The sequence below is a fragment of the Candidatus Diapherotrites archaeon genome (genome assembly GCA_016205145.1).
GTDB lineage: Archaea > Iainarchaeota > Iainarchaeia > Iainarchaeales > JACQJH01 > JACQJH01.
Genome location: JACQJH010000002.1, coordinates 122,502 through 148,403 on the forward strand (window position 1 = coordinate 122,502; position 25,902 = coordinate 148,403).

Genomic DNA, 25,902 nt, shown 5'->3' on the forward strand with positions numbered 1-25,902 from the left:
GAAAAGCTTTTATTGTGTTTAACATATTATTTACGTTGGTGAACGCAAATGGTGAGTTTAACTTTGTCAATTCCGAATGACCTGAAAAGGCGGATGTCGGAGCACCCGCGGATAAAATGGTCCGAAGTTGTGAGGGCCGTCCTTGAACAGCAGATAAGCGAAATCGAGGAAACCGGGCGGCTTGCATCAAAAAGCAGGCTGACGGAAAAAGACGTTGAAGCGCTGGCGCTGGCTGCCGACGGGGGCATTGCAAAGCGGTGGAAAGATGCTGCTCGTCGTTGACGCGAACATCCTTTTTTCAGCGTTCCTTAAAAAAGGCCTGACCCGACAGGTGCTGTTGGACAGACGGCTAAGCCTTTTTGCGCCTGAATTCCTTCTCGACGAATTCAAAAAATACTATCCTGAACTGCTCAGGCGCTCGGGCCTGGAAAAGGAAAAAGCGCTCAGGCTTTCAACAATTTTGCTTTCAAGAATCGATTTTGTTGAAATGCAGGAACTCGAACCTTACCGCAAAGCCGCGGAACATCTGACAGCCGACGCAAAAGACGAGGCGTACATTGCGTGCGCCCTGGCGGCAAACGCCGAACTCTGGAGCCACGACAGGCACCTCAGGCAGCCGAGAATAAAGTGCTTCAGCACGAAAGAGCTTGCGGAAAGGCTGGCGAAAAAAACGCGCTGACCGCCAAATCTGGCCATGGAACCGGACTGTTTTTTATAAGTTTGAGACAAGTATTTTTGGGTTTGGAAAATGGAAAACGTTTCAGTTGTCATACCGGCGCTCAACGAGGAGAAGACGATTGCAAACATCGTCAGGATTGCGAAAAAAACGCCGCACGTGAAGGAAGTCATAGTGGTTGACGACTGCTCATCGGACCAGACCGTGAAGGAAGCGAAAAAAGCCGGGGCAAAGGTCGTGCAAAGCAAAATCCTCGGAAAGGGCGCGTCAATGCGCGACGGCCTCAGGGCGGCAACGCAGCCGGTGGTGGCGTTTATCGACGCGGACCTGTCCAACGTCAAATCAGACATAGTCTGGAGATTGTGCGAGCCGGTGCTGGCGGGGGAAGCGGACTTCGTGAAATCGACTTTCGGCAGAAAAGCCGGCAGGGTTACGGAGCTTGTCGCGAAGCCGTTGCTTGAACTGTTCTTTCCGGAGGCGACGAATTTCACGCAGCCGCTGTCAGGAATGGTCGCGGGCAGGAAAAAATTGTTCGACAAAATGGAATTCGAAAACGATTACGGCGTCGATGCCGGCATACTGATCGATGCAGTCATGCTTTCGCCATCCATAGAAGAAGTCGACATAGGCTTCATCGGCCACAAAATGAAGTCCTGGCGCGAACTTAAACCTATGTCGCTGGAAGTTTCAAGGGCAATCATTGCCAGGGCGACAAAGTACCGCAGGCTCAACCTGCTTTCGATGTCCGGCATGGGCAGGTTTTCAGGCGCCCTGGAGGAAACCCTGCAGGAAATGATTCCGTTAAAGCGCAGGCTCGCCGCTTTCGACATGGATGGCGTGCTCCTGGACGGAAGGTTCATTTTCGAGTTCGCTAAAAGGCACGGCTTCCTTGACAAAATAGAAAAAATTTCAAAAGAAAAGTCGGACACTTTTATCAAAACAAAAAAAATGGCGCTGCTCATGAAAGACTTCACGGTTCATCAGATAATCGAAACCGCGGACTCGATTCCGATCATGCCGAACACGAAAATAGCCATAAAGGAGCTGAAAAAAGACTGCATTATTGGCATCATAACGGACAGCTACAGCATCGCCGCGGAAACGTTAAGGAAAAAGCTGGAACTGGATTTTGCCATCGGCAACGAACTTGAAATCGTGAACGGAAAGGCAACCGGCGAAGTAAGGGTGCCGTCAATTTTCCTTCCGCCGGAAAACGGCTGCAAAAAGCACGGCGTGTGCAAGTCAAACGCCCTCAAAAAAACCGCGGAAAAACACGGCATCCTCCAAAAAGACACTATTGCCGTGGGCGACAATACTGCTGACATTTGCATGATAAGGGAAGCCGGCATCGGCATTGCCTTCATGCCCAAGGACCGCGAACTCGCGAAAGCCGCCAGAATAGTCATCCGGAAGAAAAACCTGGCGGAAATGCTCAAATACTGCTGATGCAAAAACCTGAAAAGGACCGGCAAATAGCAGGCCTAAAAATCATTCAAAAACGTTTGAATGAAAATTTCTCCGAAAAATAGAACCAAGCAGGATAACCTGTTAAAATGTTAAATTTGACCTGCCCCAGTCATTCATCAGCCCTTTTAATTACGCGGACCGTGCCTTTAGTGGCATCAACATCCAGCAGATCGCCGTTCCGGAATTTCTGCGTCGCCTTGTAGGTTCCGACAATGCAGGGAATCCCAAACTCTCTTGCAATAATTGCCGCATGAGAAGTCATGCCGCCCTGGTCGGTCACTATTGCGCCAGCCTTTTCCATCAAAAAAACCATATTAGGCTGAGTCATCGTCGTAACCAGTATATCACCTTGCACAAAATCAGCAATATCGGCATACAACGCGTCAAGGCCACGGAAAATTATGACTTTTGCCCTCCCTTCAACATGGCCTGGGCTGGCTGGCGTCCCTTTCAATTCAGCCGCATCATTGCTATCCGCACCAAGAACATCCGCGGCCATCTTTTCTGCCATGGAACCTGAAAAAAACTCTTTTTTTGCATTATCCTGGAAAAAAACAAACACGTTCTTTCTTGCCATTCGCTCAGGATCGGAAACAACTACGCCGGATTTAAGAAAATCCCTTGTCTCATCCAGCCGATAAGTTTTGAGGTATTCGCCAACCCCGATGCCAATCCGGGACGCAATTTCCTTAAACAGACCTAAAAACTTGTATTCTGCACCGTTTTTCCATTCCTTATATTCGAACCGTATTCTGCCCTGCTCCCTTAAAAACGCAATTAAGTCAAGCAAATCCGAATCATCAATCCGCGCCAGAAGTTTCTGCCGCTTAGCCTCGACCTTTTTTTTCGCAGCCAGTATTTCTTCAAGATATTTTTCGTGCGAAAGCTTGTTTCGTTTAGCTTCCGAAACCCTGTTTTTTATCGAGTCTATTATTATCTGTTCATCATATGTGCCAAAGAAGAGAAGAGAATAATTCAGCGCGTGGGTCCGCAGGTCTTCTTCTGGGACAACCTCATTCACGGCGAGTTTTCTAAGGTCAATTTCTTCCCGGTTCAAAAGGTCCAACTCGGTTGGAGTCAAAAGCAGGCCGTATATTTCCTCCAAATTCTCCCCCGCAAAATGCTTTGGAAGATATTCCCTGACGTGATGTTCAAGCAAAGAAAAGCTTCTTCCACCGGAAACCTGATAGTAAGCAAACATTCGCTTAAGCCGGTCAGAGTATCCGTCAAAAAACTTTAACAGCCCGGCATTTGAAAGCTCCCCGACATCGAATTCCTTATAACCGCTGAAAAAAATTTTGAACTCTTCTGCGCAGGAAGCTATCTTCCTTTGGAATTGCGCCCGGTATTTTGGGTCAAAAAATATTTTTCCTTCAAGCTTGATTCGTTCAAGTTCTTCTGACGGAATGTGACAGGTCTGCAGGCCGCCCTTATTGACATAAATGACTTTTTTCAGCATTCCGGGAACAGGCGCAAAATCAGTGAATCCCGAAAAAAATATGTCGTTCAATATGAGGGAGTGAATTTCACTGTAAACAAAAATCCAATCTTCCCCCGCCATGCCAGAATTATCCCACAAATGAAATTTAAACAGAACTAGAAACACACGGCAGCCGAAATTCTAAGATAAAGCTAGATTATCTTTTGAATGAAGATTTCGCCGAAGAACTCGTCCTGCCATGCGAAGATTTTGCCCTTGTTCATGAGGAAAAGCATCGGCACGAAATGGCCGACTATTTCAAGGGCATCCCGCTTGTCTCCGAGCAGGCGCGAGAATAAAACTATGCCCTGGCTGTCGGCTGTTTCCACGATTTGGAGCCAGAGTTTTTCAACGCGCGCTTCAATGCTTTCGCCGGCGCTTGGAATCCTGAAAACCGGGATGTCTATAAGCCTTGCCTTGATGCGCTTTTCCTGCGTTTTCTGCAGAATGGACTCGATCGAGTTGACCAGGTCGTCAAGGGTTACCGCGCCTTCCCTGAACCTGCGCAAGCCGTGCAAATCCGGCAATTGGCCTTCGTCGAAAATGAACTGCTGTTTTGCCATTGCCCCTTCAACATCGTCCTCGAATTCTTCCAGCGAACTGAGGCGCAGATATTTTGCCTTGTGTTTCAGCAGGATTGCGGAAGCAAGAATCGCGTTTGCCGGAACCCTCAAATCCGCTTTGTCCATTGCATTGATTTTTATCAGATACTTGTGGGCAAGCTCGGCAACGTCGATGTTCCAGGGATCCATTTTTTCAGTGCGCACAAGGTCCAAAAGGATTGTTTTCCAGGCCGGCTGGTCAATCAGGTCGACCAAGTCGACGTTGGCATCATAGCCGAAGCTCGGACTTTCCTCTTCGTCAGCGAAGCCTAAGGCATCCGGCAAAGGCACTTCAGAAGGCATAAGATTTCAACTATTTAAAAGTAAGCGTTAGGTTGCTTAAAAAGGTTTTGGGAAAAAAAAGCGCACCAAATGACAGTTTTGGCTTTGGAATGCTAATGCCGATGGAATCAGCTTCGCCAGCAGGCGCAGCTCCATGCGACTGAAAGGAGCATAGCGCCCCGAACCAGCCGGACGGAATCGGCTATTTGCGCTTCCATTTCGTGCCATCAGGCGTGTCCGACAGCAGATAGCCCCTTTTTTCGGCTTCAAGCCTGAGCCTGTCGGATTCCTTCCAGTTTTTGTCCTTGCGCGCCTTTTCGCGTTCAGCAATGAGCTTTCCGATTTCTTCCGGCAGCTTTTCTCCGGCGCGCTGGAACGAAAACACTCCAAGCACGGCATCGATTTCTTTCAGGAACGACAGGATTGCGTGTGCGCCATTTTTGCCCAGTTTTCCTTCAGCCAAAAGCCTGTTTGCATTGCCTTCCAGCTCGAAAATTTTTGCCCACGCGTTCGGCAGGTTGAAGTCGTCGTCCATTGCCTCGGCAAAGCCTTTCCTTGCCTCGGCAACAAGCTTTTCAGCGCCGGCGTCCGATTCGCCTTTTTGCATTGAAACTTCCTGCAGGCGCGCTATGAAATCGTTCAATCTTTCAAGCGTTTTCTTTTCCTGTTCCATCTGCTTTTCGTTGAAATCGATTGGCGAGCGGTAATGCAGGCGGGAAACGAAAAAGCGGAAAACCTTCGGGTCGAATTTCTCCAGCAGTTCAGGAATGATTATGAAATTGCCAAGCGACTTTGACATTTTCTGGCCGCGCACGTTGAGGAAACCGGAGTGCAGCCAGTATCTGACAAAAGGCTTTTTTCCGCTGAAGGCTTCGCTCTGGCAGATTTCATTCTCGTGGTGCGGGAAAACAAGGTCGACTGCGCCGGCATGGATGTCCAAATGCTCGCCCAAAAGCTTCATTGACATTGCACTGCATTCGATGTGCCAGCCGGGCCGGCCCTTGCCCCACGGCGAATCCCAGAATGGTTCGCCGGGCTTGGCCTTTTTCCACAACGCGAAATCGTGCACCGCCTCTTTCTCGTACTTGTCGGTTTCAACGCGCGTGCCGGTTTTCGCCTCGCTCGTGTCAATGCCGCTCAGCCTGCCGTAATCCTGGAATTTTTCGACTTTGAAGTAAACGCCGTCAGTGGTTTCATAGGCAAAGCCGTTTTCTTCGAGCGTTTTCACCATGGCAATTATTTCCGGAATGTGTTCAGTCACGCGGGGATAATGCGTGGAGCGCTTTATGCCCAGGGCATCCATGTCCTTGTAGAACAAGGCGATGTTTTCATCGGCCAACCTGAAAATCGTGGTGTGAAGCTCGTTGGCTTTTTTTATCATGTCGTCGTGGATGTCCGTAAAGTTTGTTACAAAATCGACCTTGAAGCCGCTGAATTCCAGGTACTTGCGTATGATGTCAAAGGCGACGTACGTGCGCGCGTGGCCTATGTGGCCGGGCCCGTAAACCGTTGGGCCGCACAGGTACATGCGGATCCTGCCCTTTTCAATGGGCTTGAATTCCTCTTTCAGCCTTGTCAGGGAATTGAAAACCGCCAAAGGCATTTTTTCACAACCAATTGTTCCGGCGAAAAGGCTAAAAAAAGCCTGCCCGGGCTTTCCGCAAAAAAAAGCCTGCAAAAAGCTTATTAAAACAAAACAGGCAAATGTTGTTTCCATGGCAATCATTTCCACGCTCAAAGCCGATGTGAGGGCGGTAAAGGCAAACGATCCCGCCGCCAAAAGCTATTTTGACGTCCTGATAAACCACGCGCCATTGCATGCAATCATGGTGCACAGGTTCAACCACGCGCTTTACAGGGCCGGAGTGCCGATCCTGCCAAGGTTTTTCGCGAACATCATCCGCGTCTGGAGCGGCGTCGAAATCCATCCGGGCGCAAGGATCGGCAGGGGCTTTTTCATCGACCACGGCTGGGGCACGGTCATAGGCGAAACAGCGGAAATAGGCGACAACTGCATTCTCTTCCAGAACGTTACCCTGGGGGGAACGGGCAAGCATTCCGGCAAAAGGCATCCCTCGCTGGGAAACAACGTTTACATCGGAACGCAGGCAATCCTGCTGGGGCCGATCACCGTGGGAAACAACGTGAAAATCGGCGCGAACACTTTCATTGTCATGCGCGACGTGCCCGACAACTGCACGGTTGTGGGCAATCCCGGAAAAATCATAAAGCTGAACGGAAAAAAAGCGGACCGGGAACTGCCGAAGACGGATGCGCCGGCGGACGAGTTCAGGCAAATCTAGTAAAACCGCCGATCCAAAAAAAAGCAAAACTGCAAAGGGAAAAAACTGAACGCTTATTTCCCGCTTTTATCGCTTCGCTTATTTTATCGCTTCCCAGAGCACTGTTTCCTTTGCCTTCACGCTGACTCCGCCCTCGCCGATTTCAAACGGGTGCGGGCTCTTGTCATGGTCGGTTCCGCGCATTTTGCGCACGAAAATGCTGCGGTGCGGCGGCGTGAAATAAAGCATTACGACTCCGTCGACGACGAACTCCTCGACTCCGAAGGCGCTGAAGGAATTCTTTTCGCCTCGGGTTTCGGCAATCAGCAATGTTGTGCAGTCCAGTTCCTTGAGCTTGTCAACAAAATGGTACAAGAGGTTGCGCAGCACATCCTGCTTGAACCACATGCCCAAAGGGGTCGTTGAATCCACGACAAGCCTTTTAGCGTCGATTTCCTTGACGAGCGACGAAATTATGTCCAGTTCCTCGTCGATTTTTTCCTCCATGGAATCATTGTCCTTTGCGTCAAGCTTCAACCGATAAATGCTCATCAGCTTTTCTTCCTGCATTTTTCGTATGTTCCAGTCAAAAGCGACCATGTTCCAGGTGATGTTTTTCAGGTTGCTTTCAACCGTGACGAAGACGCCGGGCTCATTGTAGGATTCAGCGCCCCTGTAAACGTACTGCATGCCAAGAATGGTTTTGCCCGTCCCCGGCCCTCCGGAAACGAGAACAGAACTGCCCTCTGGAATGCCGCCGAGCAGAAGCTCATCCAAACCTTCAATGCCAGTCTTCACCCGTTTCATGCGCTCACCAAAAACCATTTTTCATTATTTTCATTATTAATAAGCCGCCGCCATTTTTATTCTTTTGGGCAGATGGTTGGCCGGAAGCCAAAACAAATGCTGCCGGCTGAAAGCGGCAAACCGGCGGATGCAAATCAATAAAAAGCTCAAACCGCATTTATATTCTGGTTTTGGATGGTTGACATTTCCTTGTTTGCCAGCCTTGGCATAATCCTTCTTGCCGGAACTGTTGTCGCCGCGGCGGCGAAGTTCCTGAGACAGCCGACAATAATCGCATACCTTGTCGCCGGCCTGGTCATCGGCCCCATCGGCTTAAGGATCATAGGCAATTCCTCGGAAATCGCGGTATTTTCGGAACTTGGCATGGCATTCCTGCTTTTCGCGGTCGGCATCGAATCCGATTTTTCAAAGCTTTTCAAGCTTAAATCTGTCGTGGTGTTCGGCGCCGTCGGGCAGGTGCTTGCCACAAGCCTGTTCGTTTTCAGTTCCATGACATTCCTTGGCCTGCCGTTCACGGAAAGCCTCTACATTGCACTCATACTTTCATTCAGCTCAACGGTCATAGTAGTCAAAATCCTGTCGGAAAAAAACCAGATCGACTCGCTGCATGGAAGGCTCATAATCGGCTTCGCCGTCGTGCAGGACATCATTGCAGTGCTCATACTGCCGGTCCTCAAGAACGTGGCCAACCTCTTTGCCGTGCAGACGTTCATCTGGTTTTTCGGAAGCATTGCCGCGCTGGCAGTGCTCGCAATCATAATGAACAGGTTCGTGCTGCCGAAAGCATTGCACATTTTCTCGGAATCCGGCGAAATATTCTATCTCATAGTCCTGTCAACCGCATTCGCATTCGTTTCACTGGCGCATTTCCTCGACTTTTCCATTGCCGCGGGCGCGTTCATTGGCGGGCTGAGCCTTTCAAGCCTGGCATACAACGTGGAGGCGCTGGGCAGGATTTCCGGCATACGCGACTTCTTTTCAACCATTTTTTTCGTTTCGCTTGGCATGCAGATAACTCTTTCATTTGCGGGCACCCCCCTGATTTTTGTCGCACTGTTCCTGTTCGTGGTCTATTTCTTCAACCCGTTCGTTTACTTTGCCATCGGAATGCTGTCCGGCTACGGTTCAAGGATAGCTTTCCTGATAGGCGCGTCTCTGGGGCAGGCGAGCGAATTCTCGTTCATAATCGCAAGCCAGGGCTTCAGTTTGGGACAGCTTTCTCCGGAGCTCTATTCCGTTTCCCTGCTTGCGATAACGCTTTCAATGGCTACAACGCCGTTCATCGTGGGCAGGACGCCGGCAATCTATGACTTTGCAAAAAAGGCGTTTTCCACGCTGTTCCCACAGCTCTCGAAAATCAGGTTTGACGGGAAGCTGAAGGAACTTGAAAAGCTGCCGAAAGAAGAGGAATTCAGCGGCCACATCGTCATTTTCGGTTCCGGCACGTTCGGCTCGGAAATAGCCCCGGAGCTCAGCAAACATTACCGGACAATAATAATAGACCACAACCCGAATGTTGTCGCGGAATCCATCCGCGCGGGAATGAATGCGATGTACGGCGACATAAACAACCGCGAAATCTGGAGAAAGGTCAAACTGAACAAGGCAAAAATCCTTGTGCTGGCGCTTCCGTTCAGCAGGGAATCCACTATACTGCTCAAAAGGGCAAAGCGCGAAAACCCGGAAATAAAGGTGTTCGCGCGCGCCCACTATTATGCGGATGCGCTCAGGCTGTACGAGGCCGGCGCGGACTTCGTGGTTCTGACGCCGATTGTCAGCGCAAACCAGATGCTCAAAAGCATTGCAAAATACCTTGACCCGGCCGAGGACAACCGCATAACCATGCTGGAAGACGAATTCGTCGACTACCTGAAGGAAAAGGTTGCTGCGGAAGACAAGGAACGCGGGCTGATAAAATAAAGCCGCCTATGCAGGGTGGGCGCGCACCCTTGCACGGAAAAAGGCAAAAAAGGCGATTATTGCCAGTGCCAGTATGCCGAAGGCAATGACGTTGGCGTTGGCTGCGCCGAAAAAGTTTACCGCCATTGACGACATTGAAGTCATTGAAACCATTTGAAATCACCCCGAAAATGCGGCCAAAAAAACAAGGCCGCCGCAAGGAAAATCCGTTTGAAGCAAACTAACAGCGCTTAAAAACTTAAAAAGGTATTGCCAGGCGACATAAAACTTTTTTGAAAAAAACAGCCAGCCCGGCCAAAAATCGCTTAAACAAATGTTTAAAAAGCCTTGAGCGGTTTAGGTATTTCATGGCTGAAAGAAGGGATGGACAAATCCTGCCCCAACGCGGGTTCTGAGAGCTTTTTCTTTCATTTAAACAGCCGTCAGCCAGCAGGTTTTTTATTTTCAGCCTCCGCAAAGGCCGTGCAATTGGAAGTGGTGAAAATTGCCTGAAAGGATTGAAATTCTGGACACTACGCTCAGGGACGGCGAGCAGACAAGCGATGTTTCGTTTTCCGGCCAGGAAAAGCTTAGCATTGCCAAGACGCTTTTGCTTGACGTGAAGGCCGACAGGATAGAGGTTGCAAGCGTCATTCTCTCGAAAGAGGAAAAGGAAAGCGTGAAGCGCATAGGCGACTGGGCCATGAAAAACGGCTTGCAGGCAAGGGTCGAGGTTCTGGGTTTCGTGGATTTCGGCAAGACCGTGCAATGGCTTTCCGACTGCAACATCAAAGTGCTTAATCTGCTGGCGAAAGGCTCGAGAAGGCACTGTGAAACCCAGCTTGGGAAAACGCTTGAACAGCACGCGGAAGACGTCAGGCAGAACATCGCATTGGCAAAGGCGAAAGGCCTTACAGTGAACCTTTTTCTCGAAGACTGGAGCAATGGAATGCGCCATTCAAAGGACTTTGTCTTCGGCATGGTTGAAAGGCTGAAAGGCGCGGGAGTGAAAAGGTTTTTCCTGCCGGACACTTTGGGCAACCTTTCGCCGCCGGAAACAGCTGCTTTCGTGAAGGAAATGGTTGAAAGGTTTCCGTGGGCGGAATTCGAATTCCATGCGCACAACGATTACGGCCTTGCGACCGCAAACTCTTTGGCTGCGTGCCAGGCGGGGGCCAAGGCAGTGCACGTTACAGTGAATGGCCTCGGCGAGAGGGCGGGAAACGCGCCGCTTGACGAGGTTGTCGTTGCATTGAAGGACAAAGGCGGTTTCTCCGTCGGCGTAGACGAAACCCAGATGTTCAATGCAAGCAAGATAATCGAGGCGTTTTCCGGAAAGAGGGTTTCGCAGAACAAGCCCATAAGCGGGGACAATGTTTTCACGCAGACAGCCGGCATACACGCGGACGGCGACAAGAAGGGAAAGCTCTACGAAAACGAGCTGATGCCGCAGAGGTTCGGCAGGCAGCGCGAATATGCATTGGGAAAGCTTACAGGCAAAGCGAGCATTGAAATGAATCTCAGGCGGCTTGGCATGGAACTCAGCGAGGAGCAGGTCAAGGCAGTGAGGAACAAGGTTGTCGAGCTGGGCGAAAAAAAAGAAAAGGTAACGACAGCTGATTTGCCGTTCATTGTTTCCGACGCCATAGCCAACGGCTCGAACGCGAAAGCCGTGAGCATAGAAAAATGCGTTTCAAAATCCGGCCTTGGCGTCAGGCCGTCAGCGGAAGTCAGGCTCAAGGTTTTCGGCAGGAAGTTTGAGGAAAAAGGCGAAGGCAACGGCGGTTATGATGCGTTCATGAACGCGCTGAAAAAGATTTCCAAAAAAGCCGGCTTCAGGCTGCCCGAACTGCTGGACTACGAAGTCAGGATTCCGCCGGGCGGAAAGACGGATGCAATCGTGGAAGCCACCATAACCTGGAAGTCGGGCAAGAGCAATGTTTTCAAGACAATCGGCGTCGATTCCGACCAGCTCATGGCGGCAGTGAAGGCGACGGAAAAAATGCTTAACATGGCGGCCAAACGCCCAAAAAAATAGCCGCCGGAAGCGGAAAGGTTCAAAACTTCCGCATGACAAGCCCGCTCAAAGGCTTGGGCCAGAAATAAGTGCTTTTGTGCGGCATCACTTCCCCGTTCAAAGCAATCATTTTCACGGATCCGACCCTGCCGAAGTTCATCAGGAACGCGAGCTGGAAATCACCGGAGTCCACCAAGGAAAGCGTTTCCTTCAAATCGCGCGAATACGATATTTTTCCATCAGGCCCGAAGTCGGCGCCGTCGATGCCGAGCAGCGGCTTTATGATGAGCGAATGCAGCACTGTAACGTCGAGGTTTTTCCAATCCGAAGAATGGCTTGCGTCCTCGCCGGAAAGCGATTCAAGCGCAAAAGGGTTTTTGAGGGAAACCAGGAAAAAAGAGCCTTTTATGTATAAGACGAAGGCCTGGTTTTTGCCCTCCATTGCAGCGGAAGGATTTTTGCCGGAAATTTTTTCAACCGAAAAATTTTCCGACAGCTTTTCCACGAAACCCTCAAGCGCTTCCTCCGGTATTTTCCTGCACAGCCTGTGCGTCGAGAAAATCATAAGGCCCGGGTCGGACATTTCGGATAACAGCATCGGAAAATAGTCCTGCGGCAGAACCCCGCCATCCGCACGCGGCAAGGATTTGGCATAATTCAGCGCGGCAGTGTAACGGTGGTGGCCGTCGGCTATGAAAATCCGCCTGCCTTTGAACAATGTTTCAAGCGCTTCAATTGCGCCCAAGTCGGAAATTTTCCACAAAACGTTTTTCACGCCGTTCCGGTCGGTTGCTTCCGCCAGAGGAATTCCGTGCATGGATTTTTCGAGAATTGCCTTGAATTTGCCGCTTTCATCCTCGAACATCGACCAGATGAATTCCGTGTTGGCGTGGCAGGCATCCATGAGCCTTGTCCTGTCTTCCTTCGGGCCGGATGAGGTTTTCTCGTGCGCAAGGACGATTTTTTTTTCGAACGGCTCAAGTTTCACAATGCCGATCAGACCGGGCCTTGAAAACTGTTTGCCGCCGAACTCAAAATCCTGGCGTAAAACGAAAAACGCGGATTTGTCATCCTCAACCAGAATGCCTTTTGCGATCCATTCGCCCAAAAGCTCCGCCGCTTCGCCATAGCTTTCCGGAAGCAGAATGCGCACGAAATTGTGCGGGCTTTTCGCAAGCAATGCCTTCTTTTCGGATTCGGAAATTATGTCATAAGGCGGGCATGCCACGGCCTGCGCGCTTTCCCTTGCAAAATCGTAATGCAGTGCCCTGAAAGGCAGTACTTCAGCCAAAAAAAACACCACGAATTTTTCAGAACAGTAATTGGGCACGAAAACGGATTTAATACTAATCCCGGAACAGCCGATCGCCGCCCAGCCGGATTTATAAGGCCGCCTTGAAGCGCAAGCGTCACGCTTAAATAAAAAAACGGCGTTTATTCTGCCTGATGACCGGCAAATCCATTGCAGAGGAATTGCTTGCCCTGCAGCAAAACGAGATTACCGAGAATTTAGTTTACCTCCGGCTTGCGGGCCGTGAAAAGAACGCTAAAAACAGGCGCATCCTGACGCAGATTGCCGCAGACGAGCTGAGGCACTACAATTTCTGGAAAAAGCACACGGGAAAGGAACTCAAGCCGAACATGTTTTTGGCGCGCGCTTACTCTCTTGTTTCCGGGGTTTTCGGCCTGACTTTCGGCCTCAAGCTAATGGAAAAAGGCGAGGAGCTTGCGCAAATCAATTATGCGAAAATCGCGAAAAGCATTCCGGAAGCGAAACGCATACTTGAAGACGAGGACAGGCATGAAATGGAACTGCTCGGCATGCTTGACGAGGAAAAGCTGGAATATGCGGGTTCAATGGTTCTGGGCCTGAACGATGCGCTGGTCGAACTGACCGGAGCGCTTGCAGGCCTGACGCTCGCATTGCAGAATTCAAAGCTGATTGCACTGGTGGGCCTTGTCACCGGAATCGCTGCAACGCTTTCAATGGCGGCTTCGGAATACCTTTCCACGAAATCCGAGGAAACCCGCAGGAACCCGTTCAAGGCCGCGGTCTACACGGGCATTGCCTACATTTTCGCGGTGTTTTTCCTCATACTGCCGTACTTTGTTTTTTCGAACCCGCTTTTGTCGCTTGCGTGCACTCTTGCAGTGGCAATCGCAATCATTTTCATTTTCACGTTCTACATTTCAGTGGCAAAAGATTATTCGTTCAAAAAAAGGTTCATTGAAATGGCCGCAATAAGCCTCGGCGTTGCACTGGTGTCGTTTGCAATCGGGTTTGCACTGAAATTGTTCCTCGGAATATAGCTGCATAAAGACGATGAACCCATTCCGGCATCCGGGCAAAAAACCCCATTAGGTTTAAATAGTATTTGCTGTTCGGTTATTTGCGGGTTTGGTTGGAACAAAAAATCGGCCCGAAAAGCGGATTTTACAAAGCAAAAAATTACGAAAACCATCCTGAGGCGAAACTTGTCCTCTCGGATGGCACTGTTTTTTCAGGTTACAGCTTCGGCTCGGAAAAAAGCGTTGCCGGAGAGGTTGTCTTCAACACGGGCATGGTCGGCTATCCTGAATCCTTCACCGACCCAAGCTACCTGGGCCAGATTCTAGTGCTGACGTATCCGATGGTCGGCAATTACGGCGTGCCGAAAAAAGAACAGGAAAACGGGTTTGACCGTCAATTCGAGTCCGGCAGAATACAGATTTCCGGCCTGGTCGTAAGCGAATACTCGAAGAACGACCACCACTGGGATTCCTCGGAATCACTGCGCGAATGGCTTGTTGAAAACAATGTTCCTGCAATTTTTGGAATCGATACGCGCGAACTCACGAAAAAGCTGCGCGAAAAAGGCGTGATGCCCGGAAAAATAATCGTCGGAAACAAGGATTTGGAATTTTTCGACCCGAACAGGGAAAATCTTGTGTCCCGCGCAGGCACCGACAGGCCGGTGGTTTACGGCAAGGGCGTGAAAAAGGTCCTGGCAATCGACTGCGGAATGAAAAACAACATCATCCGCTGTTTCCTCAGGCGCGGAGTGAAAATCATCCGCGTGCCTTGGAATTACGATTTTTTTGCGAACAAGGTTGACTTCGACGGCCTGTTCATTTCAAACGGCCCCGGCGACCCGAAAATGTGCGGGGCAACGATTGCAAACATAAAAGCGGCGCTTGAACGGGAGGTCCCGGCTTTCGGCATCTGCCTCGGCAACCAGCTCCTTGCACTTGCCGCAGGCGCCGACACCTACAAGCTGAAATACGGGCACAGGGGCCAGAACCAGCCGTGCCAGATGGTTGGAACCAAAAGGTGTTTCATCACTTCGCAGAACCACGGATTCGCGGTCAACGAAAAAACCCTGCCGAAAGCCTGGGAACCATGGTTCAGGAACGCGAACGATGCAACGAATGAAGGCATAAGGCACAAGTCAAAGCCGTTCATGTCGGTGCAGTTCCATCCGGAAGCGTTTCCAGGGCCGACTGACACGGAATTCCTGTTCGACGAGTTTTTGGCGATGCTCAAATGATCACCGGAGAAAGCGTGAAAAAAGTCCTCGTGCTCGGCTCCGGAGCATTGCGCATCGGCCAGGCCGGAGAATTCGACTACAGCGGAAGCCAATGCATAAAGGCGCTCAAGGAAGAGGGCATTGAAGCGATCGTGATTAACCCGAACATTGCGACTGTGCAGACTTCAAGGGATTTTGCGGACAAGGTTTATTTTCTTCCGATTACCCCGCATTTCGTGGAAAAGGTCATTGAAAAGGAAAAGCCTGATGCCATAATGCTTGCATTCGGCGGCCAGACGGCTTTGAACTGCGGCATAGCGCTTTCGGACGGCAGGGTGCTGGAAAAGCACGGGGTGAAAGTGCTCGGCACCCCTGTCGAGGCAATCCGCAAGACCGAGGACAGGGAACTGTTCAAAAAAGAGCTTGAGGGCATCGGCGTGAAAGTGCCGGAAAGCATTCCATGCACAAGCGAAAAAGAAGTGGAGAAAGCGGCGAAAAAAATCGGTTTTCCGGTCATACTGCGCGCCGCATTCACTTTGGGCGGCCAGGGCTCAGGCATGGCGTATGACCAAAAAAAGCTCGCAGAAATTTCAAAGGTCTCATTCTCATATTCGGACCAGGTCCTTGTAGAGGAATACCTTGCCGGGTGGAAGGAAATAGAATACGAGGTCGTAAGGGACAGGTTCGACAACTGCATAACAGTCTGCAACATGGAAAATTTCGACCCGCTTGGAATCCACACCGGCGAAAGCATTGTCGTTGCGCCCTCGCAGACCCTGACAAACGCGGAATACCACAAGCTAAGGGAAATTTCCCTCAAAGTCATAAGGCATTTCGGCATTGTAGGCGAATGCAACATCCAGTTTGCGTTGGACCCCGGATCCGAGGATTACCGCGTGATAGAGGTGAACGCGCGCCTGAGCAGGAGTTCCGCGCTTGCTTCTAAAGCGACGGGCTATCCGCTTGCGTTCATTGCCGCAAAGCTCGGCCTCGGCCATTGCCTGACGGAAATAAAAAATTCCATCACGAAAAAGACCATGGCGTGCTTCGAGCCCGCGCTCGACTACTGCGTTGTGAAAATACCGAGATGGGATTTGCAGAAATTTCCGCGCGTTTCAACCAACATCGGCTCGGAAATGAAATCAGTGGGAGAGGTCATGGCAATCGGCAGGAAATTCGAGGAAGCCCTGCAGAAAGCCGTGCGCATGCTTAACATCGGAATGTACGGCGTTGTCGGCAACAAGATGATTTTCGAAAGGGTTTCGCATTCCCTCAAAAACCCGACGGACAAGAGGCTGTTCGCCGTGATTTTCTCGCTCAGGCAGGGCTATTCCGTGGACAAAATCTATTCGCTGACCGGCATCGACAAATGGTTTTTGTTCAAGCTGGAAAACATTGTCGGCATGGAAGAGGAACTCCGCAAGTCGGGGCTTGAGGGCATTTCCGCGGAGGCAATGCTTAAGGCAAAACAGCTCGGCTTTTCCGACAAGCAGATTGCAATCATCACTGGAAAAGACGATGAGATTGTCGTGCGCAATGCGAGGAAAAAACTCTGCGTCCTTCCGGGCATAAAGCAGATTGACACTCTCGCGGCGGAATTCCCCGCCGAAACCAACTACCTTTACTCGACTTACAACGGGAACGCTGATGACATAAAATTCGACAGCCGCAACTCGGTGATAGTGCTGGGCTCCGGCGCCTACAGCATCGGCTCAAGCGTGGAGTTCGACTGGTGCTGCGTTTCAAGCATCCGGAACCTCAAAAAGCTCGGGTACTCGACAACAATCATAAACTTCAACCCGGAAACGGTTAGCACAGACTACGACATCTGCGACAGGCTCTATTTTGAGGAATTGAGCCTTGAACGCGTCCTGGACATTTACGAAAAAGAGAAACCGCTTGGCATAATCGTTTCCATGGGCGGCCAGATTCCCAACAATCTTGCGAAAAAACTGGCGGAAAACGGAGTCAACGTTTTGGGCACTCCGACTGAAAAAATCGACAACGCGGAAGACAGGCACAAGTTTTCGAGCCTGTGCGACGAACTCGGCATAGACCAGCCCGAATGGGAGGAACTGACGCGGGAGGAAGAGGCGCTTGCGTTTTCAAAAAAAGCCGGCTTTCCAGTGCTTGTTCGCCCCTCATATGTGCTGAGCGGCGCGGCAATGTCGGTTGCGTTCAACGAGGCCGACCTCAAGGAATACCTGGAAAAGGCCACTTCACTGTCATCAGAATATCCTGTTGTAATAAGCAAGTTCATCCTCAATGCGCGGGAAATAGAGGTCGATGCGGTCGCAAAAAACGGCAGGCTGCTTGCAACCGCCATAACCGAGCACGTCGAAAACGCGGGCACCCACTCCGGCGATGCAACGATTGTCATGCCGCCGCAGAAAACCTACATTGAAACCATCAGGCAGGCAAAGCAGATCGCCCAAAGGATTGCCGAAGCCTTGCAGATAACCGGGCCATTCAATATCCAGTTCATAGCCAAAAACAACAAGGTGCGGGTAATAGAATGCAACCTGCGCGCCTCGCGCTCGTTTCCCTTCGTTTCAAAGGTGTCCGGCACGGACTTTGCGGGATTGGCGGCAACAGCCATAATGAAAAGCAATGTCCTTCCATTACAGCAATCGCTTTTGGAACTGGACCATGTCGGAGTCAAGGCGGCACAGTTCTCCTTCTCGAGGCTGAAAGGCGCCGATCCCATTTCCGGAGTAGAAATGGCTTCGACCGGCGAAGTCGGCTGCCTGGGAAAGGATTTGGATGATGCCTTGCTGAAGGCAATGCTTTCAACCGGCCAGAAAATTCCCGAAAAAAGCATTCTTGTCAGCGTGAGCGGCGACGAAAACAGGTTCAAGCTCCTGGATTCGCTTAAAGCACTGCTCAAAAAGCGCGCGTACCGGGTTTACGCAACCGACAACACCGCGAAATTCCTCAAAAACGAGGGCATAGAATGCAAGATGCTGCACAAGGTGCAGGAAAAGAAAAAGCCCAACGTCAAAGACTACCTGTCGGAAAAAAAGATTGACATGGTAATAAACGTTCCGGACAACTCCAAAAAAATCGATTCGACTGGCGGAGCCTACCTGTTGAGGCGCGCAACCGTTGATTTCAACGTTCCGCTCATAACAAACCTGCAGATCGCAAAGCAGTTCATCGACGCAATCGCAAAAATGGACCTGGAAGACATTGAAATAAAAAGCTGGGACGAATACGTGAGATAAAAAAAAGGAATACCTCGAAAAAGAAGATTGCGCGCTTTATTCTTCAACCACAAGTTTTCCGGTCATTTCCTTGTGCCCTTCGCCGCAGAAAACGTTGCAGTGGAACTCGAATGTTCCTGTCTTGCTTGCGACAAATTCAACAGTGACTGTTTCACCCGCAGGAATGGTCTTGTCCACGCCGAACTCCGGAATCGCGATGCCGTGCTCTACGTCCTTGCTGGTGATTTTCAGCCTGACAGTGTCGCCCTTTTTGACGGTTATAGTGCCGGGCACGAATTCAAACTGCTTTGCCACAACGTCAAATGATTTGACTTCCCCGGTTTTTGCCGTGGAACCGTTGCCGCTCGAAGCGGAACCGCCTGTTTGCTGGTTGGACTGCGATTGCTGGGCGCAGCCTAAAAGCAGTAAAACGGAAACAAGGAGGACCGGAACAAAAATTGCCCCGAAAGATTTCGCCATGAAACAAACTTATGATTATCCGCTTTTTAAGATTTTCCCCAAATCAGAAAACCGAATGCCTTGCAACCGGCGCGGTGTTCGGATAATCTGAACGGTAATGCGTTCCCCTGCTTTCCCTGCGCTTCAATGCGCATGACACGATGGCATTGCACGCAAAAGCCATGTTATGGAATTCAGCTTCCTTTTCGGTTTGCGCGCAGAAAAACCCTTTTTGCAAAGCCGCGATTTCCGAAAGCAGGCTCTTGAGGCCGGGTTCATTGCGCACGATTCCGCAGCCAAGCCACATCGCATTGCGCAATTGCAAAATCTTTTCCGAAACCACGCTATTATCCGCATTTGCGGAAGCTTTTTTCGCTGGCACGTTTTTCTGCGCGCCAGGCTTTTTGGTTTTTTCCCTGCACGCCGAAACCGCTGCGCGCTTTCCGAAAACAATTGTTTCCATAAGGGAATTTGACGCAAGCCTGTTCGCGCCATGCAGGCCTGTGCACGAAGCTTCCCCGGCAACGAACAGGCCTTGAAGGTTTGTCCTGCCATCGACATCGCTTTTGATTCCGCCGATCGAATAATGCGCCGCCGGCTCTACTGGAATCATGCCTCCGGACAGGCGAAAGCCGCGTTCCTTTAAGCCTGCTGAAATGGACGGGAACTTTGCGGCAAAATCCGGAATTCCGGAAACGTCGAGAAAAACCTTTTCGCCTTTGGAAATTTGTTCAAAGATTTTTCTCGCCACCACGTCGCGCGGCGCAAGCTCCTTGCCCGGCAGGTTTTCCAGGAACCTTTCGCCTTTCGAGTTCACAAGCAAAGCGCCTTCCCCGCGCACGCGCTCGCTCACCAAAAACATGCCGTCGCCTGCACGGAACGCGGTCGGATGGAATTGCTCGAACTCCATGTCCTGAAGCCTTGCACCGGCCCTCCGCGCAATCGCGCACGCCTCGCCGGCGTTCTCGGAAAAATTCGTTGAATTGGAAAAAACCGACGAATACCCGCCGGAGGCAATGATGATTGCATTTGCCAGCACAATTGTTTGTTTACCATTTTCAGACAAAAGCGCGCCGGAAACGCCTTTTTGCCCGAGCAGTTCAAGCAGGTGAAAGTTTTTGCGAACCTCAACATTCGGCCGTTCCTTCACAAGGCTCAAAAAAAACCGCGTAAGGCTTTTTCCGGTTGCGTCGCCGCCGATGTGCAAAACCCTGTTCTGTGAATGCGCCGCCTCCAAGCCGAGGGCGATTTCGCCTGAAAGGGATTTGTCGAATTCAAGGCCCATGCCGATAAGTTCCTCCATTGCGCCTTTGCCTTCTTTTGCGAGGATTTGCACGGCTTTTTTGTCGGACAGGCCATAGCCGACGCGGATTGTATCGGAAGCAAGCTTTTCAGGCGAATCGTTTTGAGAGAACGCGCATGCAATTCCGCCCTGCGCCTTGAACGAACTGCTTTTTTCAGGCAGGGTCTTTGCCGCCACGATAATCTTTTCTTCCGGAGCAATCCTTGAAGCGTGAAACGCTGCTGACAGGCCGGCCAGGCCGCTGCCCGCAATCAACAGGCCTGCTTTTTCTTTTTGCAGCCGCTTTGAGTCAAACGTGCAGGCAAACCTTTTCACGATGGGCATAGAAAACACTGCATATTTCCAAAAAAATCAAGGAATTCACGATCAAAGCCTGTTCACAGTTCAATCAATTCCGCAGGCGCTTTGCTTAAGGCTTTGCAGCCGCGGCCGGACACGACAACGTCATCCTCTATCCTCACGCCGCCGCCATTCCAATAGTGTCCGGGTTCGACAGTCAAAACCATTGCATTCCGCAAAACGTCTTTCGAGTTGGCGAGAAAGCCGGAGGGCGAATCGTGCACTTCAATGCCGAGGCCGTGCCCCAGGCCGTGTTGCATGCCCTTTCCCAGATGTTCCTTCAAAAAGTTGTCGGCCTGCAGAAAGATGTCTTTTGCCTTGGCGCCTTCGCGTATCAGCTGTTGTGAAAGGGTTTTTGCCTCAAAAACCGTTTCATAAATCTCCTTGCCCTTCGTGTCTGCCCGGCCTGCAAAGAAAGTGCGCGAAAGGTCGGCGCAATAGTTCCTGTATTTGCCGCCGAAGTCAACCAGCAGGAACCCGTTTCCGATTTTTTTCGCCTGCGGAACGTAATGCGGAACGGACGCGCCTTTTCCCGAGGCAACGATTGTGTTGAAGGCCAGGCCTTCGGCGCCGCCGGCGAAGAGTTCCGACTCGATTTTTTCCGCGAGCTGTTTTTCGGTCATGCCGGGCCTGAAAAAATCCGGGATTGCGTCCGCGGCTTTTTCCGAGATTTTCACGGCTTTCGCCACAAGCCTGATTTCGTGCGCGGTTTTTGTCTCGCGCACTTTTTCAAGCTGTTCCGAAACATCCACGAATTTTTTTCCTTTCAGGCCGCGCTTCAGCATGCCAAGATAGTTCACGCTGACCGTGTCGGCATTGAATCCGATTTTTTTCGCGGGCGCGGCTTTTTTCAGCACGGAGAAGAATTTTTCCCGGCCCTCTATTTTTTTGACTGTGATTCCATGCGCCTTCCGCAGCTGCCCGAAATCAAGGACGTTTGTGAAGACTGCCGGCCTGGAACCGGAATTCAAAACCATGAAGGCGCTTTCCGCCATGTTTTCCGGCAGGCCGGAAAAATACGTGAAATTGGGGTCCTTTGAATTGGAGCCGCGCCTCAGGAAAACCGCTTTTGCGCCGGAAATGCGGAAAAGCTCTGCGATTTTTTCCTTCAATCAGACCACAAACTTCCCGTTTCTGAGAATGAACCGCTTTCTGCCTTCTTTGTCGACGCCGAAAATGTCCATCTTCTGGCGGGGCGCGTTTATGACGATGTCGCAATGGTAGACAGTTTCGCGTTTCGGCTCAAAACCTGAGCCGAGGGCTATGTGCATCATGTTTGCCATCTTTTCCATTTCGATGAGGTAACGGCCGTGCCCGGCTTTCGGGTTCGTGTTGATTGCGAATTCGCCGACGCGGTCAAAGTTCTGCCGCATGGACTTGACAACTTCCGCGGGAAGGCTCTTGTGCTTCGCTTTTTCCCCCAAAACCTTCAAGGCGTCCTTTTTGCGCTTTTCAAATTTTTGCAGCAGAACCCTGTCGCCTTTCAGCATCGCATAGCGGCCGTTTTTGACCTGAACCACGAGCGGATTGCTTTTCGGGATCCTGTAACTCTGGTCTATGTTGATTATTTCGTCGCCGACGAATGTTCCATCCATTTTGTACGGCGTGAAAAATGTTTCCCCGCCGGGAAAGTTCGCAAATTCGCCTGCCCTGACTCCAAAACGCCGGAAGGCTTCCTTGAAAATTTTCGACGTCACGTCGGAATCCGATTCCCAGATTATGACATTGGCTTTCCTCACGGAATCCATGTCGACTACAAGGTCTGTTTTAACGCCGTTAATTTCCCTGCCCCGCACGAAAATCTTCGAAGATGCGTCAAGCACGGATTTTATGAAAAGATTTTTTTTGTGCATCTGCGCATAGCTTATGTTGCAGGTGCGGATGAAATTGTCGATCGGCAGGGTTTCGGTTATGGCATAGCGCGTCTTCGGCATTCTCGTGTCATGCCTTGTCTGCACGTTCCACCATGGCTTCAGGAACATCTGGCCGGGCGCACTCCAGCGGCTTTTCCGGTTCGGCGTCGGATACCCGACATACGTGCCGAAAAAATGCTTGCCGGGATAGCCCTTGCCGTGGATTCCGAAGCTCGCATCGGATGGCTTGAGCCTTTGCGAGCCGATGAATTGGGATAGCCGCCTGAATTTCCTGAAAACCGGTTCGCCGATGTTTTTCGAGTATTCGCAGCCGGCAAGGGTTGTCTTCAAGTCCGCGCACGCCACAAGCGGTTCAAGCTGGGTTTTCCTGTTCGTGCCGGCAGCAAGGCCCGGCTTTGCGCCCAAAGCCTTCGCTTTCAATGCCATTGCGTGCGCCATAGCAAAATTGTCAAGGTAATCCTCCAGCGGCAGTTCAAGCCTTTTCGCGGAAGGAATGCATTCGAAGCCGATTGAAAATTTTTCACCTTTTTTCAATGCAAAACCGCTTTGCAGTATGCGGCCGCAGGTTTCCAGCAGTTCCCTGCCCCGGTATTCTTTGAACCAGCCCGGCTTGAACGCGATTTTTTTGCCGTTCCACGAAAAACCGTTTTTTTCCGCGCACAGGATTATTTCCGGCCTGCGGAAAATTGCGGAAAAACCCTTCACTTTCGCCTTCTTGTCCACTTCCGCAATGAATTCGCGCAATTCTTTTGCGCCGCCGGCTTTTTCGCCAGCCTTCGCCTTTTCAAACAGTCCCCAGGTTTTTTCCATGACGGGCATTGACTCGGATTTGCCGTCCGAAACCCACATTTCAAAATCGGCTTCTGCGTTGTCCGCGGCCCTGCTAAGCGGGGCGCACGAAAAAAAGGCATCGGAATCTTTTATGTCTGACAGCAGGACAAGCACGCTTTTGCCCTTCAAAAGCGGCAAAGCACCGGAATAATGCGCCACGGCCTCCGAAAAAGCCCTGCTGCCATACTTGATGGAAAATCACTTCCCCAGAATGTCAATCTTGACTATCAGCATGCCGGTCTTCTCGTTCTCGAAAATGCGCGCATGCTCGGGCAGGTCGACGCTTTCCTCGGGCTTTTTCGAAAAATAGTAGAGGTTGCCGCGCCTGTGCAGGTAATAGGTTATGCCCTTGCTGTTGACGTGCGCGTATCCCATTCCAGCACCGTAAGCTAATAAAGTAATAACAATTAAAACACTAATCCCGCAAATAAGGTTTATGGACAAAGCTGCCCTCTTGTCTGGATTCTCTGATTTTCTGGACAGCCTGGCCGGAACCGACAGAATGGCAATTTTCCACCACAACGACCCGGATGGCGTCTGCTCGGGCCTGATTGTCTTCCTGGCACTGCAAAGGCTTCCGGTAAAGCCCGAAATAGTGCTTGTAAAGCCGATTGGCTATGAGGCCTGCAAAAACACCAGCCTTGCACAAACCCTCGGGAAAAAAAAAGCGGACAAGGCGATAATGGTCGACGTGTGCGTGGACCAGTTTCCGGATTGCCCGAAAGAAATGGAAAAAAACCTGAAACGTTTTCTCATAATAGACCACCACAAGAAATATTGCGACCTCAACTCGGAAAAAACTGTTTTCATAAAAGCGGTCGACATGGAAAAAAAATTAGACCCGAGCAGGTACATAAACGCAAAGCTCACGTTCGACCTGTTCTCCAAAAAGGCAAACCTGGAAGACCTGGCGTGGATTGCGTGCGTGGGCATTCTCGGCGACATGGGTTATGAGACATGGAAGGGCTTTTTCAAAAAAACGCAGGAAAGCAACAAAATCTCGCTTGCTGAACTGAAGCGCCTTGAAAACCTCATACAGGCGGTCGCAATAGTGAAAAGCTCCGAGCTACCCGGCCTTTTCAGGGAATTCGCCGTAAACGCAAAAACCCCGAAAAGGGTTTTCAAAAGCAGGTTCATCAAATTCGAAAAAATCCTGAAAAAGGAAATCGAAACCGGGTACAAGCACGCGGTCAAAGGCATGGAAAGCTTCCCGGAACTCGGACTCGAATTCTACAAAGTCGAATCAAAAAACAAAATCAAATCATACGTGGTGAACATGATAAGCCGGGAAAAGCCGGACACCACCATCATCCTGGCCCAGTGCAGCAACGGCAGGTGTTATTTCTCGGCGAGAAGGCAGGATTTCAAAATCAAAATGAACGAGCTTGCGGAAACAGCGGTGAAGGGCATTCCGAACGCTTCCGGCGGAGGCCACGTTCCAGCCGCGGCCGGAAGCTTTCCATCGGAATTCAAGGAACAGTTCAAGGAAAACGTGAAAAGGATTCTTGCCGAAAAAATGAAGAAATGACGGCCTGTTTTGCCGCCATTCACCTGTAAGCGATTTCACCGTGCGTCGCGCTGTCCAAACCCTCTTCCTCGGCCTTGGGCGAAACCCGCAGGGAATGCACTGCGTCAATGGCTTTCAGCAGGACAAACGAGCCGATGAAGGAAAATGCGGCGACTGAAACAACCGCGATTACCTGCGCAACCAAAAGTTTCGGGTTGCCGTAAAACAGGCCGTTCGCGCCCGCGGAATTCACTGCAACGCTCGCAAACAATCCTGTCGCGATTGCGCCCCACACTCCGCCGACGCCGTGGCACGCAAACACGTCCAGGGAATCGTCAAAGTAATTCCTGCTCGCGCGCCAGTTCGCGACAAAATTGCACAGCAGGCCTGCAACCAGGCCGATAAGGATTGACGCGAGCGGCGTGACAAAACCTGAAGCGGGAGTGATTGCGACAAGGCCGCAGACCGCGCCGATTGCAATGCCGGTCGCCGAAACCTTGCCTTTGGAAACCCGGTCGACAACCATCCACGCAAAGGCGGCTGAAGCCGCGGCAAGATTTGTCGTGACCAGAGCCGTTACCGCCAGGCCGTTTGCGGCAAGCGCGCTTCCGCCGTTGAAACCGAACCATCCGAACCACAGCAATGCTGCACCAAGAATCACGAATGGAATGTTATTGGGATGGAATGATTTCCTGCCGAAATCCCTGCGCTTTCCCACGACCAATGCTGCGGCAAGCGCGGAAAAGCCCGCGGCAATGTGGACGACTGTCCCGCCTGCAAAGTCCAGTGCGCCCAGGGCGCGCAGCCATCCGCCGACGCCCCACACCCAGTGCGCAATGGGCGCATAAACAAGGATTGCCCAAAGAACCGTGAAAACCAAAAGAGAGGAAAACCTTATGCGCTCGGCGAACGCCCCGATGATAAGCGCGGGCGTGATTGCCGCAAACTTCAGCTGGAAAAAGAAAAACAACAGCAAAGGGATTGTCGCAGCATAGGCTGCAAAGGGCGCTTCGCCCACGCCGTTCAGGCCAATCCATTCAAGCGAGCCGATGAAGCCGTTGCCGCTGCCGAAGGCAAGCGAAAAACCCACAAGCGCCCAGACAATGCCCATCACGGCAAAAATCGCCATGCTCTGCGTGAGGACCGACAAAAGGTTTTTTGCGCGCACAAGGCCGCCGTAAAAAAAGCCCAATGCGGGCGTCATGAGCATCACAAGCACGGCGCTGGCCGCAACCCACGCGACGTCACCGGAATCGATGCCCGCAGGAGCCTGTGCAAACGCGGCGGGTGCAAGCAATGAAAAAAACAGGAACAAAGGCAGGACTCTTTTAATTTCCATCACAACCGAACCCCCGCCGCAGCCAGCCC

General features: G+C 51.2%; 24 protein-coding genes. 11 read left to right on the forward strand and 13 right to left on the reverse strand.

Features of this window, described 5'->3' with window-relative positions; genetic code table 11:
• Positions 1 to 48: 48 nt before the first annotated feature.
• From HY394_03800 to HY394_03810, 3 genes are all read left to right on the forward strand, one after another.
• The gene (locus HY394_03800; GenBank protein MBI4053133.1) at positions 49 to 282 is read left to right on the forward strand and encodes a hypothetical protein; all 234 of its coding nucleotides are present in this window, start codon (positions 49 to 51) and stop codon (positions 280 to 282) included.
• Positions 266 to 679: a PIN domain-containing protein gene (locus tag HY394_03805; protein MBI4053134.1), complete on the forward strand. Its 414-nt coding sequence runs from the start codon at positions 266 to 268 to the stop codon at positions 677 to 679. The genes HY394_03800 and HY394_03805 overlap by 17 nt, the downstream gene beginning before the upstream one ends.
• A 69-nt stretch (positions 680 to 748) precedes the next feature.
• Entirely contained in the window at positions 749 to 2,122 is a 1,374-nt protein-coding gene (locus HY394_03810; protein ID MBI4053135.1) for an HAD-IB family phosphatase, read from the forward strand.
• A 130-nt stretch (positions 2,123 to 2,252) separates the two neighbouring features.
• On the opposite strand, the gene HY394_03815 is transcribed toward HY394_03810, so the two are convergent.
• The 3 genes from HY394_03815 to HY394_03825 form a co-directional block, all read right to left on the reverse strand.
• Positions 2,253 to 3,602, reverse strand: a complete 1,350-nt coding sequence (locus tag HY394_03815) for a hypothetical protein (protein ID MBI4053136.1) — start codon at positions 3,600 to 3,602, stop codon at positions 2,253 to 2,255.
• A gap of 173 nt (positions 3,603 to 3,775) precedes the next feature.
• Positions 3,776 to 4,528, reverse strand: coding sequence for a segregation/condensation protein A (locus tag HY394_03820; protein ID MBI4053137.1), 753 nt, complete (start codon positions 4,526 to 4,528; stop codon positions 3,776 to 3,778).
• 181 nt (positions 4,529 to 4,709) lie between these two features.
• Entirely contained in the window at positions 4,710 to 6,110 is a 1,401-nt protein-coding gene (locus HY394_03825) for a cysteine--tRNA ligase (GenBank protein ID MBI4053138.1), read from the reverse strand.
• A gap of 112 nt (positions 6,111 to 6,222) precedes the next feature.
• On the opposite strand from HY394_03825, the gene cysE reads away from it, so the two are divergent.
• A complete protein-coding gene (cysE, locus tag HY394_03830) occupies positions 6,223 to 6,810 on the forward strand; it encodes a serine O-acetyltransferase (GenBank protein ID MBI4053139.1) in 588 nt (195 codons plus the stop codon).
• 78 nt (positions 6,811 to 6,888) lie between these two features.
• Here cysE and HY394_03835 read toward each other — a convergent pair whose 3' ends face one another.
• The gene (locus HY394_03835) at positions 6,889 to 7,596 is read right to left on the reverse strand and encodes a DUF2075 domain-containing protein (protein ID MBI4053140.1); all 708 of its coding nucleotides are present in this window, start codon (positions 7,594 to 7,596) and stop codon (positions 6,889 to 6,891) included.
• A 4-nt stretch (positions 7,597 to 7,600) separates the two neighbouring features.
• Complete coding sequence (locus HY394_03840) at positions 7,601 to 7,753, reverse strand: hypothetical protein (GenBank protein ID MBI4053141.1); 153 nt, start codon at positions 7,751 to 7,753, stop codon at positions 7,601 to 7,603.
• A gap of 17 nt (positions 7,754 to 7,770) precedes the next feature.
• On the opposite strand from HY394_03840, the gene HY394_03845 reads away from it, so the two are divergent.
• Complete coding sequence (locus HY394_03845) at positions 7,771 to 9,516, forward strand: cation:proton antiporter (GenBank protein MBI4053142.1); 1,746 nt, start codon at positions 7,771 to 7,773, stop codon at positions 9,514 to 9,516.
• 6 nt (positions 9,517 to 9,522) lie between these two features.
• Here the strand turns inward: HY394_03845 and HY394_03850 are convergent, their stop codons facing one another.
• The gene (locus HY394_03850; protein MBI4053143.1) at positions 9,523 to 9,669 is read right to left on the reverse strand and encodes a hypothetical protein; all 147 of its coding nucleotides are present in this window, start codon (positions 9,667 to 9,669) and stop codon (positions 9,523 to 9,525) included.
• 174 nt (positions 9,670 to 9,843) lie between these two features.
• Here HY394_03850 and HY394_03855 point away from each other — a divergent pair, with 174 nt between their 5' ends.
• Both HY394_03855 and HY394_03860 read left to right on the forward strand, forming a co-directional pair.
• The gene (locus HY394_03855) at positions 9,844 to 10,008 is read left to right on the forward strand and encodes a hypothetical protein (GenBank protein ID MBI4053144.1); all 165 of its coding nucleotides are present in this window, start codon (positions 9,844 to 9,846) and stop codon (positions 10,006 to 10,008) included.
• Positions 10,001 to 11,533 carry a 2-isopropylmalate synthase gene (locus tag HY394_03860; GenBank protein ID MBI4053145.1) on the forward strand — a complete coding sequence of 511 codons (1,533 nt, stop codon included), beginning with the start codon at positions 10,001 to 10,003 and terminating at the stop codon, positions 11,531 to 11,533. The genes HY394_03855 and HY394_03860 overlap by 8 nt, the downstream gene beginning before the upstream one ends.
• Positions 11,534 to 11,552: 19 nt before the next feature.
• Here the strand turns inward: HY394_03860 and HY394_03865 are convergent, their stop codons facing one another.
• Positions 11,553 to 12,803, reverse strand: a complete 1,251-nt coding sequence (locus HY394_03865; GenBank protein MBI4053146.1) for a DUF1015 domain-containing protein — start codon at positions 12,801 to 12,803, stop codon at positions 11,553 to 11,555.
• A gap of 155 nt (positions 12,804 to 12,958) precedes the next feature.
• Here HY394_03865 and HY394_03870 point away from each other — a divergent pair, with 155 nt between their 5' ends.
• The 3 genes from HY394_03870 to carB all read left to right on the forward strand — a co-directional run bounded on the left by HY394_03870 (position 12,959) and on the right by carB (position 18,242).
• Positions 12,959 to 13,822: a VIT1/CCC1 transporter family protein gene (locus HY394_03870; protein ID MBI4053147.1), complete on the forward strand. Its 864-nt coding sequence runs from the start codon at positions 12,959 to 12,961 to the stop codon at positions 13,820 to 13,822.
• A 104-nt stretch (positions 13,823 to 13,926) separates the two neighbouring features.
• Positions 13,927 to 15,039, forward strand: a complete 1,113-nt coding sequence (gene carA / locus HY394_03875; GenBank protein ID MBI4053148.1) for a glutamine-hydrolyzing carbamoyl-phosphate synthase small subunit — start codon at positions 13,927 to 13,929, stop codon at positions 15,037 to 15,039.
• On the forward strand, positions 15,036 to 18,242 hold the full coding sequence (gene carB, locus HY394_03880) for a carbamoyl-phosphate synthase (glutamine-hydrolyzing) large subunit (GenBank protein ID MBI4053149.1): 3,207 nt from the start codon (positions 15,036 to 15,038) through the stop codon (positions 18,240 to 18,242). The genes carA and carB overlap by 4 nt, the downstream gene beginning before the upstream one ends.
• A 36-nt stretch (positions 18,243 to 18,278) precedes the next feature.
• Here the strand turns inward: carB and HY394_03885 are convergent, their stop codons facing one another.
• The 5 genes from HY394_03885 to HY394_03905 are packed head-to-tail and all read right to left on the reverse strand — an operon-like array spanning position 18,279 to position 23,402.
• The gene (locus HY394_03885; GenBank protein ID MBI4053150.1) at positions 18,279 to 18,701 is read right to left on the reverse strand and encodes a cytochrome c oxidase subunit II; all 423 of its coding nucleotides are present in this window, start codon (positions 18,699 to 18,701) and stop codon (positions 18,279 to 18,281) included.
• Positions 18,702 to 18,744: 43 nt separating this feature from the next.
• Positions 18,745 to 20,307: an L-aspartate oxidase gene (gene nadB, locus HY394_03890; GenBank protein MBI4053151.1), complete on the reverse strand. Its 1,563-nt coding sequence runs from the start codon at positions 20,305 to 20,307 to the stop codon at positions 18,745 to 18,747.
• 53 nt (positions 20,308 to 20,360) lie between these two features.
• Positions 20,361 to 21,434 (reverse strand): aminopeptidase P family protein, encoded by a 1,074-nt coding sequence (locus tag HY394_03895; protein ID MBI4053152.1) that lies wholly within the window; start codon positions 21,432 to 21,434, stop codon positions 20,361 to 20,363.
• Positions 21,435 to 23,165: a hypothetical protein gene (locus HY394_03900; GenBank protein MBI4053153.1), complete on the reverse strand. Its 1,731-nt coding sequence runs from the start codon at positions 23,163 to 23,165 to the stop codon at positions 21,435 to 21,437.
• A 60-nt stretch (positions 23,166 to 23,225) separates the two neighbouring features.
• The gene (locus tag HY394_03905) at positions 23,226 to 23,402 is read right to left on the reverse strand and encodes a hypothetical protein (protein MBI4053154.1); all 177 of its coding nucleotides are present in this window, start codon (positions 23,400 to 23,402) and stop codon (positions 23,226 to 23,228) included.
• Between the two features lie 61 nt (positions 23,403 to 23,463).
• On the opposite strand from HY394_03905, the gene HY394_03910 reads away from it, so the two are divergent.
• Positions 23,464 to 24,555 carry a DHH family phosphoesterase gene (locus HY394_03910; protein MBI4053155.1) on the forward strand — a complete coding sequence of 364 codons (1,092 nt, stop codon included), beginning with the start codon at positions 23,464 to 23,466 and terminating at the stop codon, positions 24,553 to 24,555.
• 19 nt (positions 24,556 to 24,574) lie between these two features.
• Here HY394_03910 and HY394_03915 read toward each other — a convergent pair whose 3' ends face one another.
• A complete protein-coding gene (locus HY394_03915; protein ID MBI4053156.1) occupies positions 24,575 to 25,873 on the reverse strand; it encodes an ammonium transporter in 1,299 nt (432 codons plus the stop codon).
• Positions 25,874 to 25,902: the final 29 nt, after the last annotated feature.

Excerpts from the sequence above, each read along its gene's own strand:
- HY394_03835 (MBI4053140.1), bottom strand. The coding sequence starts at position 7,596 with ATGAAACGGGTGAAGACTGGCATTGAAGGTTTGGATGAGCTTCTGCTC.
- HY394_03820 (MBI4053137.1), bottom strand. The coding sequence starts at position 4,528 with ATGCCTTCTGAAGTGCCTTTGCCGGATGCCTTAGGCTTCGCTGACGAA.
- HY394_03800 (MBI4053133.1), top strand. The coding sequence starts at position 49 with ATGGTGAGTTTAACTTTGTCAATTCCGAATGACCTGAAAAGGCGGATG.
- HY394_03815 (MBI4053136.1), bottom strand. The coding sequence starts at position 3,602 with ATGCTGAAAAAAGTCATTTATGTCAATAAGGGCGGCCTGCAGACCTGT.
- HY394_03870 (MBI4053147.1), top strand. The coding sequence starts at position 12,959 with ATGACCGGCAAATCCATTGCAGAGGAATTGCTTGCCCTGCAGCAAAAC.
- HY394_03910 (MBI4053155.1), top strand. The coding sequence starts at position 23,464 with ATGGACAAAGCTGCCCTCTTGTCTGGATTCTCTGATTTTCTGGACAGC.
- HY394_03885 (MBI4053150.1), bottom strand. The coding sequence starts at position 18,701 with ATGGCGAAATCTTTCGGGGCAATTTTTGTTCCGGTCCTCCTTGTTTCC.
- HY394_03845 (MBI4053142.1), top strand. The coding sequence starts at position 7,771 with ATGGTTGACATTTCCTTGTTTGCCAGCCTTGGCATAATCCTTCTTGCC.
- HY394_03905 (MBI4053154.1), bottom strand. The coding sequence starts at position 23,402 with ATGGGATACGCGCACGTCAACAGCAAGGGCATAACCTATTACCTGCAC.
- HY394_03810 (MBI4053135.1), top strand. The coding sequence starts at position 749 with ATGGAAAACGTTTCAGTTGTCATACCGGCGCTCAACGAGGAGAAGACG.
- nadB (MBI4053151.1), bottom strand. The coding sequence starts at position 20,307 with ATGCCCATCGTGAAAAGGTTTGCCTGCACGTTTGACTCAAAGCGGCTG.
- HY394_03805 (MBI4053134.1), top strand. The coding sequence starts at position 266 with ATGCTGCTCGTCGTTGACGCGAACATCCTTTTTTCAGCGTTCCTTAAA.
- carB (MBI4053149.1), top strand. The coding sequence starts at position 15,036 with ATGATCACCGGAGAAAGCGTGAAAAAAGTCCTCGTGCTCGGCTCCGGA.
- HY394_03915 (MBI4053156.1), bottom strand. The coding sequence starts at position 25,873 with ATGGAAATTAAAAGAGTCCTGCCTTTGTTCCTGTTTTTTTCATTGCTT.
- HY394_03840 (MBI4053141.1), bottom strand. The coding sequence starts at position 7,753 with ATGCGGTTTGAGCTTTTTATTGATTTGCATCCGCCGGTTTGCCGCTTT.
- cysE (MBI4053139.1), top strand. The coding sequence starts at position 6,223 with ATGGCAATCATTTCCACGCTCAAAGCCGATGTGAGGGCGGTAAAGGCA.
- HY394_03825 (MBI4053138.1), bottom strand. The coding sequence starts at position 6,110 with ATGCCTTTGGCGGTTTTCAATTCCCTGACAAGGCTGAAAGAGGAATTC.
- HY394_03850 (MBI4053143.1), bottom strand. The coding sequence starts at position 9,669 with ATGGTTTCAATGACTTCAATGTCGTCAATGGCGGTAAACTTTTTCGGC.